Source organism: Thalassospira lucentensis MCCC 1A00383 = DSM 14000 (assembly GCF_000421265.1).
GTDB classification, from domain to species: domain Bacteria; phylum Pseudomonadota; class Alphaproteobacteria; order Rhodospirillales; family Thalassospiraceae; genus Thalassospira; species Thalassospira lucentensis.
Genome location: NZ_ATWN01000002.1, coordinates 339447 through 353571, shown reverse-complemented (window position 1 = coordinate 353571; position 14125 = coordinate 339447). Strand labels below are relative to the sequence as shown.

Genomic DNA, 14125 nt, shown 5'->3' with positions numbered 1-14125 from the left:
TTGCCTGAGCAAATGCAAAATTGAAAATGCTGCGCAACATCGCGATGTGTGCATACGCAAACCGGGGCAGAAACATGCCCCTAATGAAAATGCCAGGCAGATGTCCGGGAAACAGGGAAGCAGGAATCCTCGCCATGACCAACAAAAAATCAGACGATCAAGACCGCATCGTCATCAAGAAATATGCGAACCGCCGCCTCTATAACACGGCGACGAGTTCCTATGTCACGCTTGATCATCTGTCGCAGATGGTCAAGGAAAACACCGACTTTGTCGTTTACGATGCCAAAACGGGCGATGACATCACGCGCCCGGTCCTGACCCAGATCATTGTCGAAGAAGAAAACAAGGGGCAGAACCTTCTGCCGATCAGTTTCCTGCGTCAATTGATCGGATTTTATGGCGACAGCTTGCAAGGGTTGGTTCCGACCTATCTTGAACAGTCGATGCAGGCCTTTGCCCATAATCAGGAACAGATGCGCGAATATATGCAAGGCACGATGCATGGCATTTTCCCGTTTGGCCAGTTAGACGAAATGAACAAGCAAAACATGGCCTTGTTTGAACAGACGATGAAAATGTTCTCGCCATTTGCCAAAGACGGTGAAAACGGACATTCCGGTGGTACGGGCGGCACTGGCGCGGCATCCCCGTCAGCCGCAGCAAGCGGCAAAGCAGACGCATCACTTGATGATCTTAAAAGCCAGCTTGAAGCCATGCAGGCCCAGCTCAATACGCTGGCAAGCGGCAAGACCGACAAGTAAGACCTTCACAGGTTACGACCCCAAATTCCAAAAGGCGGAGCATCGCGATAGGCGGCTCCGCCTTTTTTGTCTTTCCAAACAGCTCTAACCGATATGCCCCGCCCCAGTGTCACATCCCAATTATCAGGGTTGCCGGGAAAACAATGCCGTCCCCGCACCGCCTAGCGGGTCATCACGGCCATCTGATCTTCGCGCCATATCCGGCGAGTGTCCGGTGTGCCCCGACTCGCGCGGGTTTACCTCGGCACGGCATCAATCCTGCATAAACTTTTTATTAACTCTTTCGAACCGCCCGACAGTGCTGTCAGGCGGCAATTTTTGCCGGGTGCATCACCCAAACATACCAAAAGCACGGAGTCTGCGCGCAAACAGTCAAATTTAGTCAAACAACACCAGAAAACATGACAGCCATTACACCGATTTCCATGCTCCCGGCCCGCAGGACGGATTCTGCGAGCAGCGGAACGGATGGTCCTGCCGGGATCGGAACAGTTTCAACTGCGCGTATTTCGCCTGTACGGGAAATTGCGCAGAACGGTGGCGCATGGCTGCAACCCCATGATCTTGTGGGCAGCGCAGCATTCTGGACCCAGCTTTTAGGGCAGCTCTTACCTCAGGAAAACCTTTTACAACCGCCGGTCATTCAGGAAATGCATGCCAGCTATGCACAGCATTCCACACCTTACAGCATAGAAACCCACGACTTTTTTTCGCCTTCTGCACTAGACAAAGACAGCTCAATTGACCTATATAGCTAGCTTCTGGCGGATTGCTGTAACGATTACCTGACCAATGTTCAGATACATTTCAACACATCGCAGGTCAAAAATGATCCTGCGACAAGTTGTTAATTGGGCAAAAACAAATAAGCCCAACAGCGTCCAAAGTGGGGTTAAATAACTGGCGGTTGATAACGGATTATATCATGACTGAGATTATCTCAAAAGAAGAACCAAAACGCGCAAACCGCGCAACTGACACTGACCGTTATGTTGGTCAGCGTATTCGCGAACGTCGCATCATGCTGGGTTTCTCCCAGCAGCAGATGGCTGACCTTATCGGCGTTACCTACCAGCAGGCACATAAGTATGAGCGCGGTATCAACCGTATCTCTGCTGGTCGTCTTTACGAAATCTCCCAGGTCCTGGGTGTTCCTGTCAGCTACTTCTACGAAGGCCTCGACGGCAACCAGGCTTCCGAGCTTAATGCACGTCAGCGCATGTGCCTTGAACTGGCCCGTAACTTTGCCAGCATCAAGCATGAAAAGCATCAGGAAGCTCTGAGCCAGATGGCCCGTGCTCTTGCTGATCAGGCTGCGTAAGTCCGGTTTCCGGATTTAGCGCCACCGAAAAAAAGGCTGCCCCCATCATAGGGGCAGCCTTTTTTTGTGCCTTGTGAATTATGCATGTCTCTGTGAAGCTTGGGGTTCAGACCCTAGCCACACGTCTTTGAAATGATGGATCGTGACCAAGCGGCCCCCATTCCGGTAAAGCACATGAGCTTGTCGGCAATGCCAAGACGGCGGCAACTGATGAAGACAAAGATGACATGACCCGTAACGGCGATATTTCTTTCTGGCACACGGATATGGGTGGACTGCCGCCCTGTCGTCCTGCCTTGCCGGGCGACCGCGCTGTAGATGTTTGCATCATCGGGGCCGGTTACACCGGTCTGTGGACGGCGTGGTACTTGAAAAAAGCAGCCCCCGATCTGTCAATCGCTATCGTCGAGCGCGATTTCGCGGGCTTCGGTGCGTCAGGCAGAAATGGCGGTTGGCTGACCGGTGCGTTTTACTGGAACCGGGATCGGTATGCCAAGTCGGGCTCGCGCGAAGGCGTGATAGCGCTTGAGCGGGCCTTACGCGGCACCGTGGATGAGATCATTCGAGTCACAGAATCCGAAGGCATCGACGCTGATATTCACCGCACAGACGAGCTTATCGCGGCCTGCACTTCGGCACAGATGGCCCGGTTGCGCGACGACTACGCGACCGCGATGGACTGGGAGGTACCACAGGAGCGTATGCACCTGATCGGCGCCAGTGACATGACGGATCGGATCCGAGTTCAAAACGCCGTTGGGGCGCTTGTTTTGCATGGCGTGGCGCGGGTTCAACCGGCCAAGCTGGTGCGCGGGTTAGCACAGATCGTGGAACGGGCGGGCGTTTCCATTTACGAACAGACAACAGTGACGGGGATGTCCAAAGGGCAGGTCACGACGGATCGCGGCACCATCCGCGCCGAAAAAATTATTCGTGCGACAGAAGGTTATACCGCCAGCCTGCCGGGACAGGGCCGCGATATGCTGGCAATGAACAGCTCCATAGTCGTGACGGAACCTTTGCCCGATCTGATCTGGGACCAGATCGGCTGGCAGGGCGGCGAATTGCTGGGAGATGCTGTGCACGGCTATTGCTATGCGCAGCGTACAGCAGGCAATCGGATTGCGATGGGTGGCAGAGGCGTGCCTTATCGGTTTGGCAACGGGCTTGATAATCGCGGTCAAACCCAGCAAAAAACCATCGCGATGTTACAGGCGATCATACATCGCTTGTTACCGCAGGTGGCAGATATAAAGCTGGATCATGCGTGGTGCGGGGTTTTGGGCGTGCCGCGTGATTGGTGTGCACGTGTCGATTATGACCCGACCTCTGGCATCGGTGCCGCGGGCGGGTATGTCGGCCTGGGGGTGTCCACGTCGAACTTAGCCGGCCAGACGCTTGCCGACCTGGTGCTGGAGCGCGACACAGAACTGACCAAACTGCCTTGGGTAAACCGGCCTAAACGCACATGGGAACCAGAACCCCTGCGGTGGTTGGGCGTACATGGCATGTATCATCTTTATCACATGGCCGACCGTCGTGAAGCCCAGCGTGATACGCCACAGACCTCACGTCTGGCGCGCATCGCCAACTATTTGTCAGGGCGATGAACAAAGAGAATGACTATGATCGACTGATCTACATTTTTAACCTTGGCGGATATTCCGGAACCCTATTGCAGATGAACGTGGCGCCGTCTTAATGGGACATGGGCGTGCCGCAGACATCCGGCTTGAAACCGGACAGGTGATGTCCGGGAACGGCAGCTTTGCGCTGTCAGACATGCGCATGCAGTCGCATTACCATCCGGACGCCAAATAACCCCAAAACGCCTTTGGCCTTAGAGGGTTTTACCCCTCTGCGACCACCAAATCGTCCGAATGGATCACAGCATTTCCGCGGGTAAAGCCAAGGGTGGCTTCGATGTCGGCGGAGGCATGGCCCATCAATAGGCGGGTTTCTTCGGCACTGTAGGACGTGATGCCGCGTGCGACCTCATGACCCTTGTCATCGAGCACGCGCACAGCGTCGCCATGCTTAAAACCGCCATCTACGCCACTGATCCCTGCTGCCAGAAGGTTTTTGCCTGCCCGCATCGCATTGGCCGCCCCGTCATCGACAATGATCGCACCGGGAGCCGATAGCGACGTTGCTATCCAGTGGCGGCGTGCGGCAAGCGGGCTTTCGCTGGGCAAAAAGACGGTATTGGGCGCACCTTCAAGCTGGGCCTTGAGCGGATGATAGATCGTGCCGCGCGCGATGATCATGCGACAGCCCGATTTCATGGCGATTTCGGCAGCTTGCAACTTGGTCACCATGCCGCCCGAGCTATACATGGTCGGGGCCGCACCGGCCATTGCCATGATTTCCGGGGTCAGTTCGCGGACTTCGGGGATCAGTTTTGCGTCCGGGTTCTTGCGCGGGTCGGCGGTATAAAGACCATCGATGTCGGACAACAACACAAGCGTATCGGCCGAGATCATGTGCGCGACCTTTGCCCCGAGACGATCATTATCGCCAAAACGGATTTCTTCGGTCGCGACGGTATCGTTTTCATTGATCAACGGCACCGCCCCATGGGCAAGCAGCGCATTTAAGGTGCCGCGCGCATTCAGATAGCGACGGCGGCCTTCCATATCCTCCAAGGTCACCAGCACCTGCGCCATGGTCAGGCCATTGCGGCCAAGGGCCTCTTGCCAGACTTGCGACAGGCTGATTTGACCGGTGGCTGCGGCGGCCTGTTTATCGGCCAAGCTGATGGTGCGGTGATCAAGCCCCAGCAGGCGTCGGCCCATGGCAATGGCACCACTGGAGACGACAATGACCTCGACCCCGCGTTCGCGCAAAAGGGCGATGTCATCGGCCAGTGCTTCAAGCCAGGCACGGCGAAGCTTGCCAGTGGTTTCATCGACCAGAAGGGCCGAGCCGACCTTAATGATCAGACGTTTTGCGTCCGCGAGTGCAGCCTGCATTTTTGAGACCCCGATCTTACGGTTGGTAGACGTTATCCCCGCGGCCTTCCATGGCGCGGCGTTCGCGCTCGCCATCGATATAGGCGCGGACTTCGCGGTGGATGTCCGTAACCCCTTGCTGTGTCACACCTGAAACGACATAGACCTTCTTGCCAATGCCTTTTTCAAGGATCTCGCGCTGTTCTTCGACCATTTCGGGCAGAAGCTGATCGGCCTTGGACAACACGACAATTTCGGGCTTGTCGATCAGGATATCAGCGTAGCCTTCGAGCTCTTCACGCACGGTCTGATAGGTTGCGACCGGGTCTTCCTCGGCACAGTCGATCAGGTGCAACAGAACTTCGCAGCGTTCGATATGCCCCAAGAACCGTGTGCCGATCCCCTTGCCTTCGGATGCACCTTCGATCAGACCGGGAATATCGGCCAGAACGAATTCAGTGTCATCCACACTGACCACGCCAAGCTGCGGATGCAGGGTGGTAAACGGGTAATCGGCGATTTTCGGACGCGCCTGCGATGATGCCGCCAGGAAAGTTGATTTACCCGCATTGGGCAGACCAACCAGACCGGCATCGGCGATCAGTTTCAGGCGCATCCATATCCACATTTCCTCGGCTGGGAAGCCTTCTTCGGAACGGCGCGGGGCCTGATTGGTGGAGGATTTAAAACGTGCGTTGCCGCGCCCGCCGTCACCGCCCCGACACAGCAGGTGGGTTTGGCCGGCTTTGAGCATATCGACAATCAAGGTTTCGCGGTCTTCGGCGAGGATCTGGGTGCCGACCGGGACCTTGATGGTGATGGAATTGCCCGAACGACCGGTGCGGTCACGGCCCATGCCATGCATGCCGACTTCGGCCTTGAAATGCTGCTGATAGCGGAAATCAATCAGGGTATTGAGGTTTTCGACCGCCTCAAGAATGACATCGCCGCCACGCCCGCCGTCACCACCATCGGGACCGCCAAACTCGATATATTTTTCACGCCTAAAGCTTACCGCGCCAGCACCGCCGCGGCCACTGCGCACATAAATCTTGGCTTGGTCGAGAAACTTCATAACCGGTCCTTTGGGCAGCGCCCGTTTTGTCTTTGCGATCCCGGCGCGCATGGGGCTGCGCATCGACGGGAAATCTATATTACATAAAACAAGGGAGGAATGATTGCTCATTCCTCCCTCGAAAATCTTGCTACGTATCGCGCAGCCGACGGGAGGCTTACGCCTCTGCCGGAACGATCGTTACGTAAGTACGACCCTTGTAGCCCGACTTGAACAGGACGGAACCGTTCACAGTCGCAAACAGGGTGTGGTCTTTGGCGAGGCCGACATTGTCACCGGCATGGAACTTGGTGCCACGCTGACGAACGAGGATGTTGCCTGCTACAACTGCCTGACCACCGAATTTTTTCACGCCGAGACGGCGACCTTCGGAGTCGCGACCGTTGCGCGAACTACCACCAGCTTTCTTATGAGCCATGAAACTCTCCTAAAACTGCATCTCAACCTGATAAATCAGGCGTTGATGTCCTTGATGCGCAGAACAGTCAGGTTCTGGCGATGACCATTTTTACGACGGTAGTTATGCCGACGCTTTTTCTTGAAAACGATCACCTTGTCGCCCTTGGCCTGTTCGAGAACTTCTGCGGTAACAGAAGCACCTTTGAGCAACGGAGCACCGACTTTTGGCGCGCCGTCGCCAGCAACCATGAGAACTTCTTCAAGTTTCACAGTGTCACCGGCCTGGGCAGCGATCTTTTCGACTTTGATAACGTCGTTGGCAGCAACTTTATACTGTTTGCCGCCAGTTTTGATGATTGCGTACATCTAAAACTTCCTGAAAAATCATTCTGGAATCAAAACGCGCGCTTCGGTGTCGCTGCTAACTGATACCGAACCGCTGCGAAGAACGGGTGAATTACCGTTTTTGGCCCCAAGAGTCAACTCCAAAGCGTGATGCCGCGCGGGTTTTGCATGGCCTTAGTGCGCATGGCTGCCCGGCGAACCGTGCAGCCATAATCTCGCCGGGGAAATCCACCGCGCACTCAACCCGGCATTTGAGGCGCAAGCCGCCCCGCTTCAGTTAACCGGCGGCATAAGGACTGGATTGAGAGAGCATGCACCTGCACGAGCTGAACGACGATCCAAAAGAGTTGACCCAAAATGCGTTTTCTCTCTTGCATTCTGGCGCGAGGATGGGTAAACACCGCCTCGAACGCCAAGACCACACATGCGGAGAGGTGCCGGAGTGGTCGAACGGGGCGGTCTCGAAAACCGTTGTACTAGCAATAGTACCGTGGGTTCGAATCCCACCCTCTCCGCCATTTTCTATTAAATATATTTTTTGATGGTATATCCCTTCTGCGGCCAACAGAAGGGATTGTTAAGTTGTACATCAATGGATCAAGCTCGCCCCCGAGCAACCAAACTAGGCGTTGTCAACTACAAGTCTGCTTTTGTTAGCGGATCTCCAGCAGAAAAATCACGAAGCGCTAGTTTTCCAAGAACAAGATCGAAGTATTTCGGCTCCAAACCAAATCCAGGGCGTATCCGACGAATATTGTCCTGTGAGAACGCTTCACCTGCCTTTATGCTCTTCACAGCATAGATAGAACGACGGAACTTTACGTTTTCCTGCTCGGCAGCGACTAAATCAAAGGCACCGTTACCCAACGCGTCATAGACCGTTTTGCAGTCGCGGACTAAAGCTGCAAGCTCTTCAGGCTCCATAGAAAATGCTGCATCAGGGCCACCATCAGCTCGGCGTAGAGTAAAGTGTTTTTCAATGACCTCCGCACCTAATGCAACAGCGGCAATGGCCGCCTGATTTCCCAATGTATGATCAGACAGACCGACAGAACAGCCAAATTCTGACTTCAAGACACCAATAGCATTCAGGTTCATCTGCTCAGCCGGTGTTGGATAACCACTTACACAATGCAGAAGCATAACCTCACCGTTGCCATACTTGTGAAGCAGCTCCAAAGCATCGGAAATTTCCTGCTTATTCGCCATACCAGTTGACATGATCACAGGCTTCTTCGTTTCGGCAATATACTTAATAAGAGGAAGGTCCGTTACTTCGAACGAAGCTATCTTAATTTTAGGACATCCAATGTCTACAAGCAGATCAACAGCAGTCTCGTCAAATGGCGTACTAATACATTCAATACCCAAACTCCGCGCGTGATCGAACAGCGGCTTTTGCCACTCATAAGGAGTTTGCGCCCACTCGTATAACTCATACAGGTTTCTACCATCCCACAAACCGCCCTTGATTTGAAAATCCGGTTTGTCAGATCGAATGGTCATCGTGTCGGCAGTATAGGTCTGCAACTTCACACAGCTGGCGCCATTTGTTGCCGCAGATGAAATAATTTCCTTCGCCCGTTCAATAGAACCATTATGGTTTCCTGAGACTTCGGCAATGATGAATGGTCTTTTTAATGTGCTCATTGTGCCTGACTTTTAGCTATTGGTATCGATCTACATATACAAAGGATGTTGCGACATCATTTTAGCGAAGAAGCCACTGACATCTCCGGAAGTTATACCGTGTACCATCTGGTCAAATTTCATTCTTGAACTATTTTGTGCCTCTGACTCCCAATACGCTGGCTCACTGGTTACCGGAAACCAGTCAATACTGCAAAGGTCTCCAAAGACCCGAGAGAACACGTGTCGTGCGCGTGCGACATGCCAGTCTCCGGTCACAACAGCTACTTTTTTCCACGCGAAGACCGGAAGTGCATCTTTTGCAAGGTATATCGCTTCGCCCACTGTATCTCTTGGTCGTTCATCTCTATAGATCATGTCCGCCTCAAGCCCGCAAACACCAACGGCCCTCGTGGCCATTGCATTTGCGAGACTGACACGCGAACTTAAAGCTCCGGACCACCCGGTGGTGACCAACCTGGGCACTTCATACGACTTAACAATGCATACGGCGGCATCGAGCCTCAGCTTGGACTCTTTGTTGAGTTCACCATCACTATCAAAGTCGTTGGCCAAACAAATAACCGCATCGAATTGCGGCCATTTATAAATCAGCTCAATCATTTCATCGCATTTTGAACTGCTTTTCAGCTCATAGCCCACGTTTCTAAATGACTTAATACTCGCGATGTTTGACGGCAAAATTGCTGCATGCAACTCAAAGCGGTCATAATTCAATCGCTGTGCCAATGGAGGAAGAGTGTCTTTTAGGAGCATCTTTCCCAGCCCCACTCCGCGCCAAGTCGGATTCAAATTTATGCTAACATCATAACCCTTTTCATCTGTCCTGAGCTGATACCGAACCACCCCAACAGCCTCCCCTGCAATCTCTGCAATAAAAAGATGAGCATTCGTATCGGCAAGGCAAGCAGTAAACCATTTATTATGGCTTTCTTCGTCAACAACAGAACTGTCCCGAAAAAAAGAGCGCGCAACAGGATCATTTCGCCATGAACGTATATTTTCTGAGTCAGAAAACACAGCAGTCCGATAAGTCACATCACTCATGATTGCCATCAGATCTTCGAATATTGACAGTTGCACTTACTCTGTCACCGTTTAGCACAGCGTCTCTAAATTCCAATACCCAGTCGCCATACCGCAGCCAAGCGGAAGGATAAGCATCTGCATCAGTCATTCTAATATGGTCATAGAGTGAGTTTATTGATCCAAACGTTGGCAACTCGTTGTCAGCGCCACTCAGTCGCTTGAATTGTGTTACGCTCCCTTGCTGCTCAATTGGCTCGAGGTCGTGGGTCAGCATTTCAATCATCATTCCAGCTATCTTTTTATAGATACTCGAAAATATCTTATGGGCGGGCCCATTCAATGACTGACTAAGGCGCAAATAAACCGGACCTGCATCAAGTTTTTCGGTCATCCGAAGAGCGCAAATCTCGGTTTGTTCGAAGCCTCGTAGGATCATGTTCTGAACGGGTGATCCCCCTCTACCATAGGGCAGCGGCGTAGAATGGAAGCAAACGCACTCGATCTGTTCGTAAATCTTTTCTGGAACAATGTGTGACCAGTGTGGGAAAAACAGATAGTCCACGTTAAGTTTGGGACCATCAAAAATGGCTATTAATTCATCAGGCGTTCTGACAACAAATGACGCATTAGAAACAAGTCCTTTTGTTTCCAATGCCTCTTCAACCAAGGCATTTTGAATAGCCAGACCATATTTTTTCATCGTTCGATTTTCCGTAGAACCTCAAACGCTTCTGCCATTGGAATGCCGTTCTGAAAGCCTCGTAACTTTGCGAGAATTTCCAATCCTTCGATGGATCTAGAATGTGGAACTTCGCGCATTTCGAGATGATACGCCTCTAAAGCCGCAACTTTTTTCATCCAAAACGGTTCAATATTTATAAACAGATTCGGGGAAAATGCGCAGGCTCCCGAATTTTGCCCATAGTCAGTTGCAGACACAGTCTCAAAACACCGAATTTCCTGACAAACTTCAGCCGGCTGAGGGCGGAATGCGGTCAAGACCGCTTGGCACACCCGACGGTGATCTATGTTCAAATCCGCAAAGGAATGCGTATAAACCAATGATGGTTGTCGTTCTTTCTTTACCGCTTCGATGAACTTAATAAGGTCAATTAGAGGCACTGTGTCTAATGCATTGTCAGGAAAGTTACCTTGAGCCGCCCACGCGAAACCAAGGACTTGCGATGACTTTTCTGCGGCTTCCCGGCGCGAAAGGATTCCTGAATCTCCAGAATCTCTGGCACCAACGCCATCTGTCATCGAAATAACAGAAACATTGTCTCCATGGGCCACGTGGCGTGCAATTGTTGCCCCACAGCCCAACGCCTCATCATCACTATGGGCGGCAACGACTAGAATATTTTGAGAGTTATTTCCCATTCACGACCTCAGTATTCCCTCGTTAAAGGTTGCTGACGAAAGGTTCTAGTTTACAAATCAATTTAACTCAGAGCGCACAGCTTCTACAACTTCGCCAACTTCTATCGAGTTCATGCACTTACGATCATAGTCACACCAACCTAAATTTCCACAAGGAGCGCAGTCTACGTAGTGGCAAATAATATGGTGTTGATCCGGATAACCTGCGAACTCAGGAAGCGTGATTCCCCCCCAAAGTATTACCGATGGCGTCCCCATAGAAGCAGCTAAATGCATGAGGCCGCCCTCTGTACCGATAAACAGGCGAGAACGGGCAATCAGTGATGCTGCTTCCCTGAAAGAAGTCCTCCCTGTGAGATCTGTCACGCCCGTCAGCACTTCTCGATCACCGACCCCAAGTTGAACAATATCCAGATTTGGGTATAGAAGCTTGATCTGATAAACAAGAGCCTGCCAGCGGTCAATTTTCCACGCCCGAAGATCGCCAAACCAGTCCCTGTTGGTTTCCGGCTCGATTGCGACAAACTGCTCGGAAACACAATGCGCCGCGAGAATCCTTTTAATCTTCAGGTTCTCGCTGTCGGTCGGGAAAAATTTACACTTTGGAACTTTTACAGATACACCAAAGGTTCTAGCAATAACATGAGCTGCGCAGCCGCCCGACTTCCAATAGGTTTTCTTCTTAGTCTGAGCTCTCGCGTATGAGTGGTTCCGCATATCGATATGGACAAAAAGTGGCGCCCCTGCATTTTTCCAATGACTGATTGTACGCGATGTAACGAAGCTCTCCCAACGACGCCGTAAGCTATTTCGTGAAATCAGTTTTTCGAAAGCAACATCCAATAAATGGCAAATCTTTCCCTTGGGAACGACATCAACATGACCAATATCCGGATTGCTCAGGAATATTGGATCATTTTGATAGCTTCGGCCGCGGCGGTACCAATACCCTGACAAAACATCAGTTATCATCGGCGTATCACATGCTATCGCGACTTGCCCCATTTGATCATGGATAGCATCAAACACGCCGGTCCATATAAGATTGCCGCCCAGTCCCATTAGGCCGCCCTGTTTTCTTTGGGGTACACCGACCGCAGATCTTCAACCATTGAAAGCAATGCATTATCCATCCGCTCAAGGCCGAAGTGATTGACAGCAGTTTCTCGCGCAGCTCGGCCCAAGTCATTCCTCAACATATCGTCTTTGTCCAAAAGCTCGATTGCATCGCGTAAGGCCGCTGTGTCTCCCGGTGTCACAAGGATACAATTCTCTCTATGCTTAAGAATCTTCCGATCCCACAAGCCATCAATACTTGAGATAATAACTGGTTTCCCGCAAGCCATGGCCTGCAGAGAGACACTGTACCCTGACGGCTGGATAACATTCCTTACGGGAACAACAACCATTTTCGACCGCCAATACAAATCACGCAAGACAAGGTCCGTAATTTGTGAGCCATGCAGCGAACCGGAAACCAGCTCTACGTTCGAACTGATGCTGCTAGGATCAATCCGCAGTCGGGTTATAATGCGCGCTTTATGTCTATCACCAAGGGCCTCAATTAGACACGGGTAATCTCGCTTTGGATCTGAACCAACAGAGAAAATGAGACCATCTTTTCCTTTGTCACTTTCCAAACCTGGACGCCAAAAAGCTAAATCCACACCGAATGGAAAAACACGGCTGCGCGACGGATCAACACCGTAGAGCTTGATCGCTTCTTCTCTGTCTTTCTCACCAAAGAAAAAACAATAATCCAATCCGGACAAACTCTTACGAATTTCTCGTCTTGCCCAACCACGCGCCCAAGGACTGACTTCTGCTGCGATATCACACAAACCATGGAAGCCGCCGATCAGAACAGGGTTTCCCGACAAACTCTCCCGGTAGCGGCCAATTGACAAACTGCCGGAATCCGTAAACGAGATAACCATCTCATCACGCGGAATATCCTCGGAGAAAGCAACAACCCTTTGCTTACTTAACCCAAAATTTGCCCATCGATTACGCAAACGTTCAAAGAACAACAAACCACGCTGAACGAACTGGACAGGGTCCTTGCGCAAATCGACATAACCAAGTGCGCCATTCTCCCTCTCGAATGCCAGACCCCCGTAGAAAAATTCAGAAGGCGCTTGCCCAGAAGAAATCTGCTCAATTCTGGCGTTTCGCCCCGAAAGGGGGAAAAGAAAACTTACGTTCCTAAAACTATTTTCGGAATTCCCAGACACAGGGTTTAGCCTATTCAATGAATGTTTTCCGATACCAGCCAACCATTAAAGCCATCCCCTCTTGAATGGAAACGGATGGCTCGAAATCTGGCAATAAAGACCTCAGAAGGGTTTCGTCAGAACTTTTGACAAAACGTCCTTCTGGCTTGGTCAGGTCATGTTCCAATGCAGGTGAAACGCCCGCGGCACGGCAAATAGCTTCGACGAGCCCATTCATCGTGATTGTCTCTCGAAGACCGATATTGACTGGTCCCGAGGTATAACCGACTTCCAGAAAATGTCTCATTAACGTTGCACAATCCCTTGCGTGCAAGTAGTTACGCCGCTGATTTCCTGAACCCCAAATAACAACAGGGTCATTACCGTCAAGAACCCTCTTCACCAGCATTGGGATCGCCTGGCTCTTGCTACCGACCCAGTTATAGCGTTCACCGTAAATATTGAACGGGCGTACAATCGTTAATTTGACACCGGTTTCCCGCGCATACATTAGCGCCTTTTGTTCAAGAAACCTCTTCGCCCAGCCATAACCCCAGTTAACCATCTCGGGCTCTCCGTCAAATAACGGAAGTTCGGCGACGGTATCTGACGTATCGTCGCGGTGAACACATGAAGAAGACGTCACCAATAGCTTGCCGATCTGATTCTTCCTTACGGCCCTTAAAACATTGTTCGTAATGCGCTCATTGTGTTCAAGCATATCAAGATGATTGGCTACCGAATACCCTATGCCATACGCCCGGCTTGCCAAGTGATAGACGGTATCTAAGCCTGACAAGGCTTTCTCGGCAAAACCTTCATCCTCAAGATCACCTTCAACAACTTCACATCTTCCGATAACGTGAGAGAGATTTTCTTTTTTGCCCTTGCTGAAATCGTCGACGACGACAACCTGTTCACCTGCATCTACAAGCTGATCAACCAAATAGGAGCCAATCAGCCCTGCTCCGCCCGTCACTGCGATTTTGCTCATTTCA

Annotated in this window: 15 protein-coding genes and 1 tRNA gene; 5 read left to right on the top strand and 11 right to left on the bottom strand. The window is 51.6% G+C overall.

All coding sequences use genetic code 11. The features are described from left to right. The first annotated feature begins 134 nt into the window (after positions 1-134). From phaR to K355_RS0105740, 4 genes are all read left to right on the top strand, one after another. The gene (gene phaR, locus K355_RS0105755) at positions 135-764 is read left to right on the top strand and encodes a polyhydroxyalkanoate synthesis repressor PhaR (RefSeq protein WP_022731163.1); all 630 of its coding nucleotides are present in this window, start codon (positions 135-137) and stop codon (positions 762-764) included. Between the two features lie 401 nt (positions 765-1165). Continuing rightward, positions 1166-1522, top strand: coding sequence for a hypothetical protein (locus K355_RS0105750; protein ID WP_022731162.1), 357 nt, complete (start codon positions 1166-1168; stop codon positions 1520-1522). Positions 1523-1689: 167 nt separating this feature from the next. Next, positions 1690-2085 (top strand): helix-turn-helix domain-containing protein, encoded by a 396-nt coding sequence (locus tag K355_RS0105745; protein ID WP_022731161.1) that lies wholly within the window; start codon positions 1690-1692, stop codon positions 2083-2085. Positions 2086-2312: 227 nt separating this feature from the next. Further along, entirely contained in the window at positions 2313-3695 is a 1383-nt protein-coding gene (locus K355_RS0105740) for an NAD(P)/FAD-dependent oxidoreductase (RefSeq protein WP_022731160.1), read from the top strand. Between the two features lie 240 nt (positions 3696-3935). Here K355_RS0105740 and proB read toward each other — a convergent pair whose 3' ends face one another. The 4 genes from proB to rplU all read right to left on the bottom strand — a co-directional run bounded on the left by proB (position 3936) and on the right by rplU (position 6876). Then, the gene (proB, locus tag K355_RS0105730) at positions 3936-5057 is read right to left on the bottom strand and encodes a glutamate 5-kinase (protein WP_022731158.1); all 1122 of its coding nucleotides are present in this window, start codon (positions 5055-5057) and stop codon (positions 3936-3938) included. 16 nt (positions 5058-5073) lie between these two features. Further along, positions 5074-6111: a GTPase ObgE gene (gene obgE / locus K355_RS0105725; RefSeq protein WP_028791363.1), complete on the bottom strand. Its 1038-nt coding sequence runs from the start codon at positions 6109-6111 to the stop codon at positions 5074-5076. Between the two features lie 157 nt (positions 6112-6268). Continuing rightward, positions 6269-6529: a 50S ribosomal protein L27 gene (rpmA, locus tag K355_RS0105720; protein WP_022731156.1), complete on the bottom strand. Its 261-nt coding sequence runs from the start codon at positions 6527-6529 to the stop codon at positions 6269-6271. A 35-nt stretch (positions 6530-6564) separates the two neighbouring features. Then, on the bottom strand, positions 6565-6876 hold the full coding sequence (rplU, locus tag K355_RS0105715; RefSeq protein WP_022731155.1) for a 50S ribosomal protein L21: 312 nt from the start codon (positions 6874-6876) through the stop codon (positions 6565-6567). 407 nt (positions 6877-7283) lie between these two features. On the opposite strand from rplU, the gene K355_RS0105710 reads away from it, so the two are divergent. Continuing rightward, a tRNA-Ser gene (locus K355_RS0105710) sits at positions 7284-7373 on the top strand. A gap of 118 nt (positions 7374-7491) precedes the next feature. On the opposite strand, the gene pseI is transcribed toward K355_RS0105710, so the two are convergent. Genes pseI through K355_RS0105675 form a run of 7 tightly spaced genes read right to left on the bottom strand, consistent with a single transcriptional unit; the run spans position 7492 to position 14121 of the window. Next, positions 7492-8505, bottom strand: a complete 1014-nt coding sequence (pseI, locus tag K355_RS0105705; protein ID WP_022731154.1) for a pseudaminic acid synthase — start codon at positions 8503-8505, stop codon at positions 7492-7494. A 30-nt stretch (positions 8506-8535) separates the two neighbouring features. After that, the gene (locus K355_RS25000) at positions 8536-9552 is read right to left on the bottom strand and encodes a GNAT family N-acetyltransferase (protein ID WP_022731153.1); all 1017 of its coding nucleotides are present in this window, start codon (positions 9550-9552) and stop codon (positions 8536-8538) included. Continuing rightward, the gene (locus K355_RS0105695) at positions 9545-10234 is read right to left on the bottom strand and encodes a formyl transferase (protein ID WP_022731152.1); all 690 of its coding nucleotides are present in this window, start codon (positions 10232-10234) and stop codon (positions 9545-9547) included. The genes K355_RS25000 and K355_RS0105695 overlap by 8 nt, the downstream gene beginning before the upstream one ends. Continuing rightward, positions 10231-10914 carry a PIG-L deacetylase family protein gene (locus K355_RS0105690; RefSeq protein WP_022731151.1) on the bottom strand — a complete coding sequence of 228 codons (684 nt, stop codon included), beginning with the start codon at positions 10912-10914 and terminating at the stop codon, positions 10231-10233. The genes K355_RS0105695 and K355_RS0105690 overlap by 4 nt, the downstream gene beginning before the upstream one ends. A 57-nt stretch (positions 10915-10971) precedes the next feature. Next, entirely contained in the window at positions 10972-11976 is a 1005-nt protein-coding gene (locus K355_RS0105685; protein ID WP_022731150.1) for a glycosyltransferase family 9 protein, read from the bottom strand. Then, positions 11976-13148 (bottom strand): glycosyltransferase family 4 protein, encoded by a 1173-nt coding sequence (locus tag K355_RS0105680; RefSeq protein WP_147250356.1) that lies wholly within the window; start codon positions 13146-13148, stop codon positions 11976-11978. Before K355_RS0105680 ends, K355_RS0105685 begins: the two co-directional genes overlap by 1 nt. A gap of 10 nt (positions 13149-13158) precedes the next feature. After that, positions 13159-14121 (bottom strand): NAD-dependent epimerase/dehydratase family protein, encoded by a 963-nt coding sequence (locus K355_RS0105675; protein WP_022731148.1) that lies wholly within the window; start codon positions 14119-14121, stop codon positions 13159-13161. Positions 14122-14125 lie beyond the last annotated feature (4 nt).

Bases quoted from the DNA above. Each gene is read 5' to 3' on its own strand.
- phaR (WP_022731163.1), top strand. From the start codon at position 135: ATGACCAACAAAAAATCAGACGATCAAGACCGCATCGTCATCAAGAAA.
- K355_RS0105750 (WP_022731162.1), top strand. From the start codon at position 1,166: ATGACAGCCATTACACCGATTTCCATGCTCCCGGCCCGCAGGACGGAT.
- K355_RS0105745 (WP_022731161.1), top strand. From the start codon at position 1,690: ATGACTGAGATTATCTCAAAAGAAGAACCAAAACGCGCAAACCGCGCA.
- K355_RS0105740 (WP_022731160.1), top strand. From the start codon at position 2,313: ATGACCCGTAACGGCGATATTTCTTTCTGGCACACGGATATGGGTGGA.
- proB (WP_022731158.1), bottom strand. From the start codon at position 5,057: ATGCAGGCTGCACTCGCGGACGCAAAACGTCTGATCATTAAGGTCGGC.
- obgE (WP_028791363.1), bottom strand. From the start codon at position 6,111: ATGAAGTTTCTCGACCAAGCCAAGATTTATGTGCGCAGTGGCCGCGGC.
- rpmA (WP_022731156.1), bottom strand. From the start codon at position 6,529: ATGGCTCATAAGAAAGCTGGTGGTAGTTCGCGCAACGGTCGCGACTCC.
- rplU (WP_022731155.1), bottom strand. From the start codon at position 6,876: ATGTACGCAATCATCAAAACTGGCGGCAAACAGTATAAAGTTGCTGCC.
- pseI (WP_022731154.1), bottom strand. From the start codon at position 8,505: ATGAGCACATTAAAAAGACCATTCATCATTGCCGAAGTCTCAGGAAAC.
- K355_RS25000 (WP_022731153.1), bottom strand. From the start codon at position 9,552: ATGAGTGATGTGACTTATCGGACTGCTGTGTTTTCTGACTCAGAAAAT.
- K355_RS0105695 (WP_022731152.1), bottom strand. From the start codon at position 10,234: ATGAAAAAATATGGTCTGGCTATTCAAAATGCCTTGGTTGAAGAGGCA.
- K355_RS0105690 (WP_022731151.1), bottom strand. From the start codon at position 10,914: ATGGGAAATAACTCTCAAAATATTCTAGTCGTTGCCGCCCATAGTGAT.
- K355_RS0105685 (WP_022731150.1), bottom strand. From the start codon at position 11,976: ATGGGACTGGGCGGCAATCTTATATGGACCGGCGTGTTTGATGCTATC.
- K355_RS0105675 (WP_022731148.1), bottom strand. From the start codon at position 14,121: ATGAGCAAAATCGCAGTGACGGGCGGAGCAGGGCTGATTGGCTCCTAT.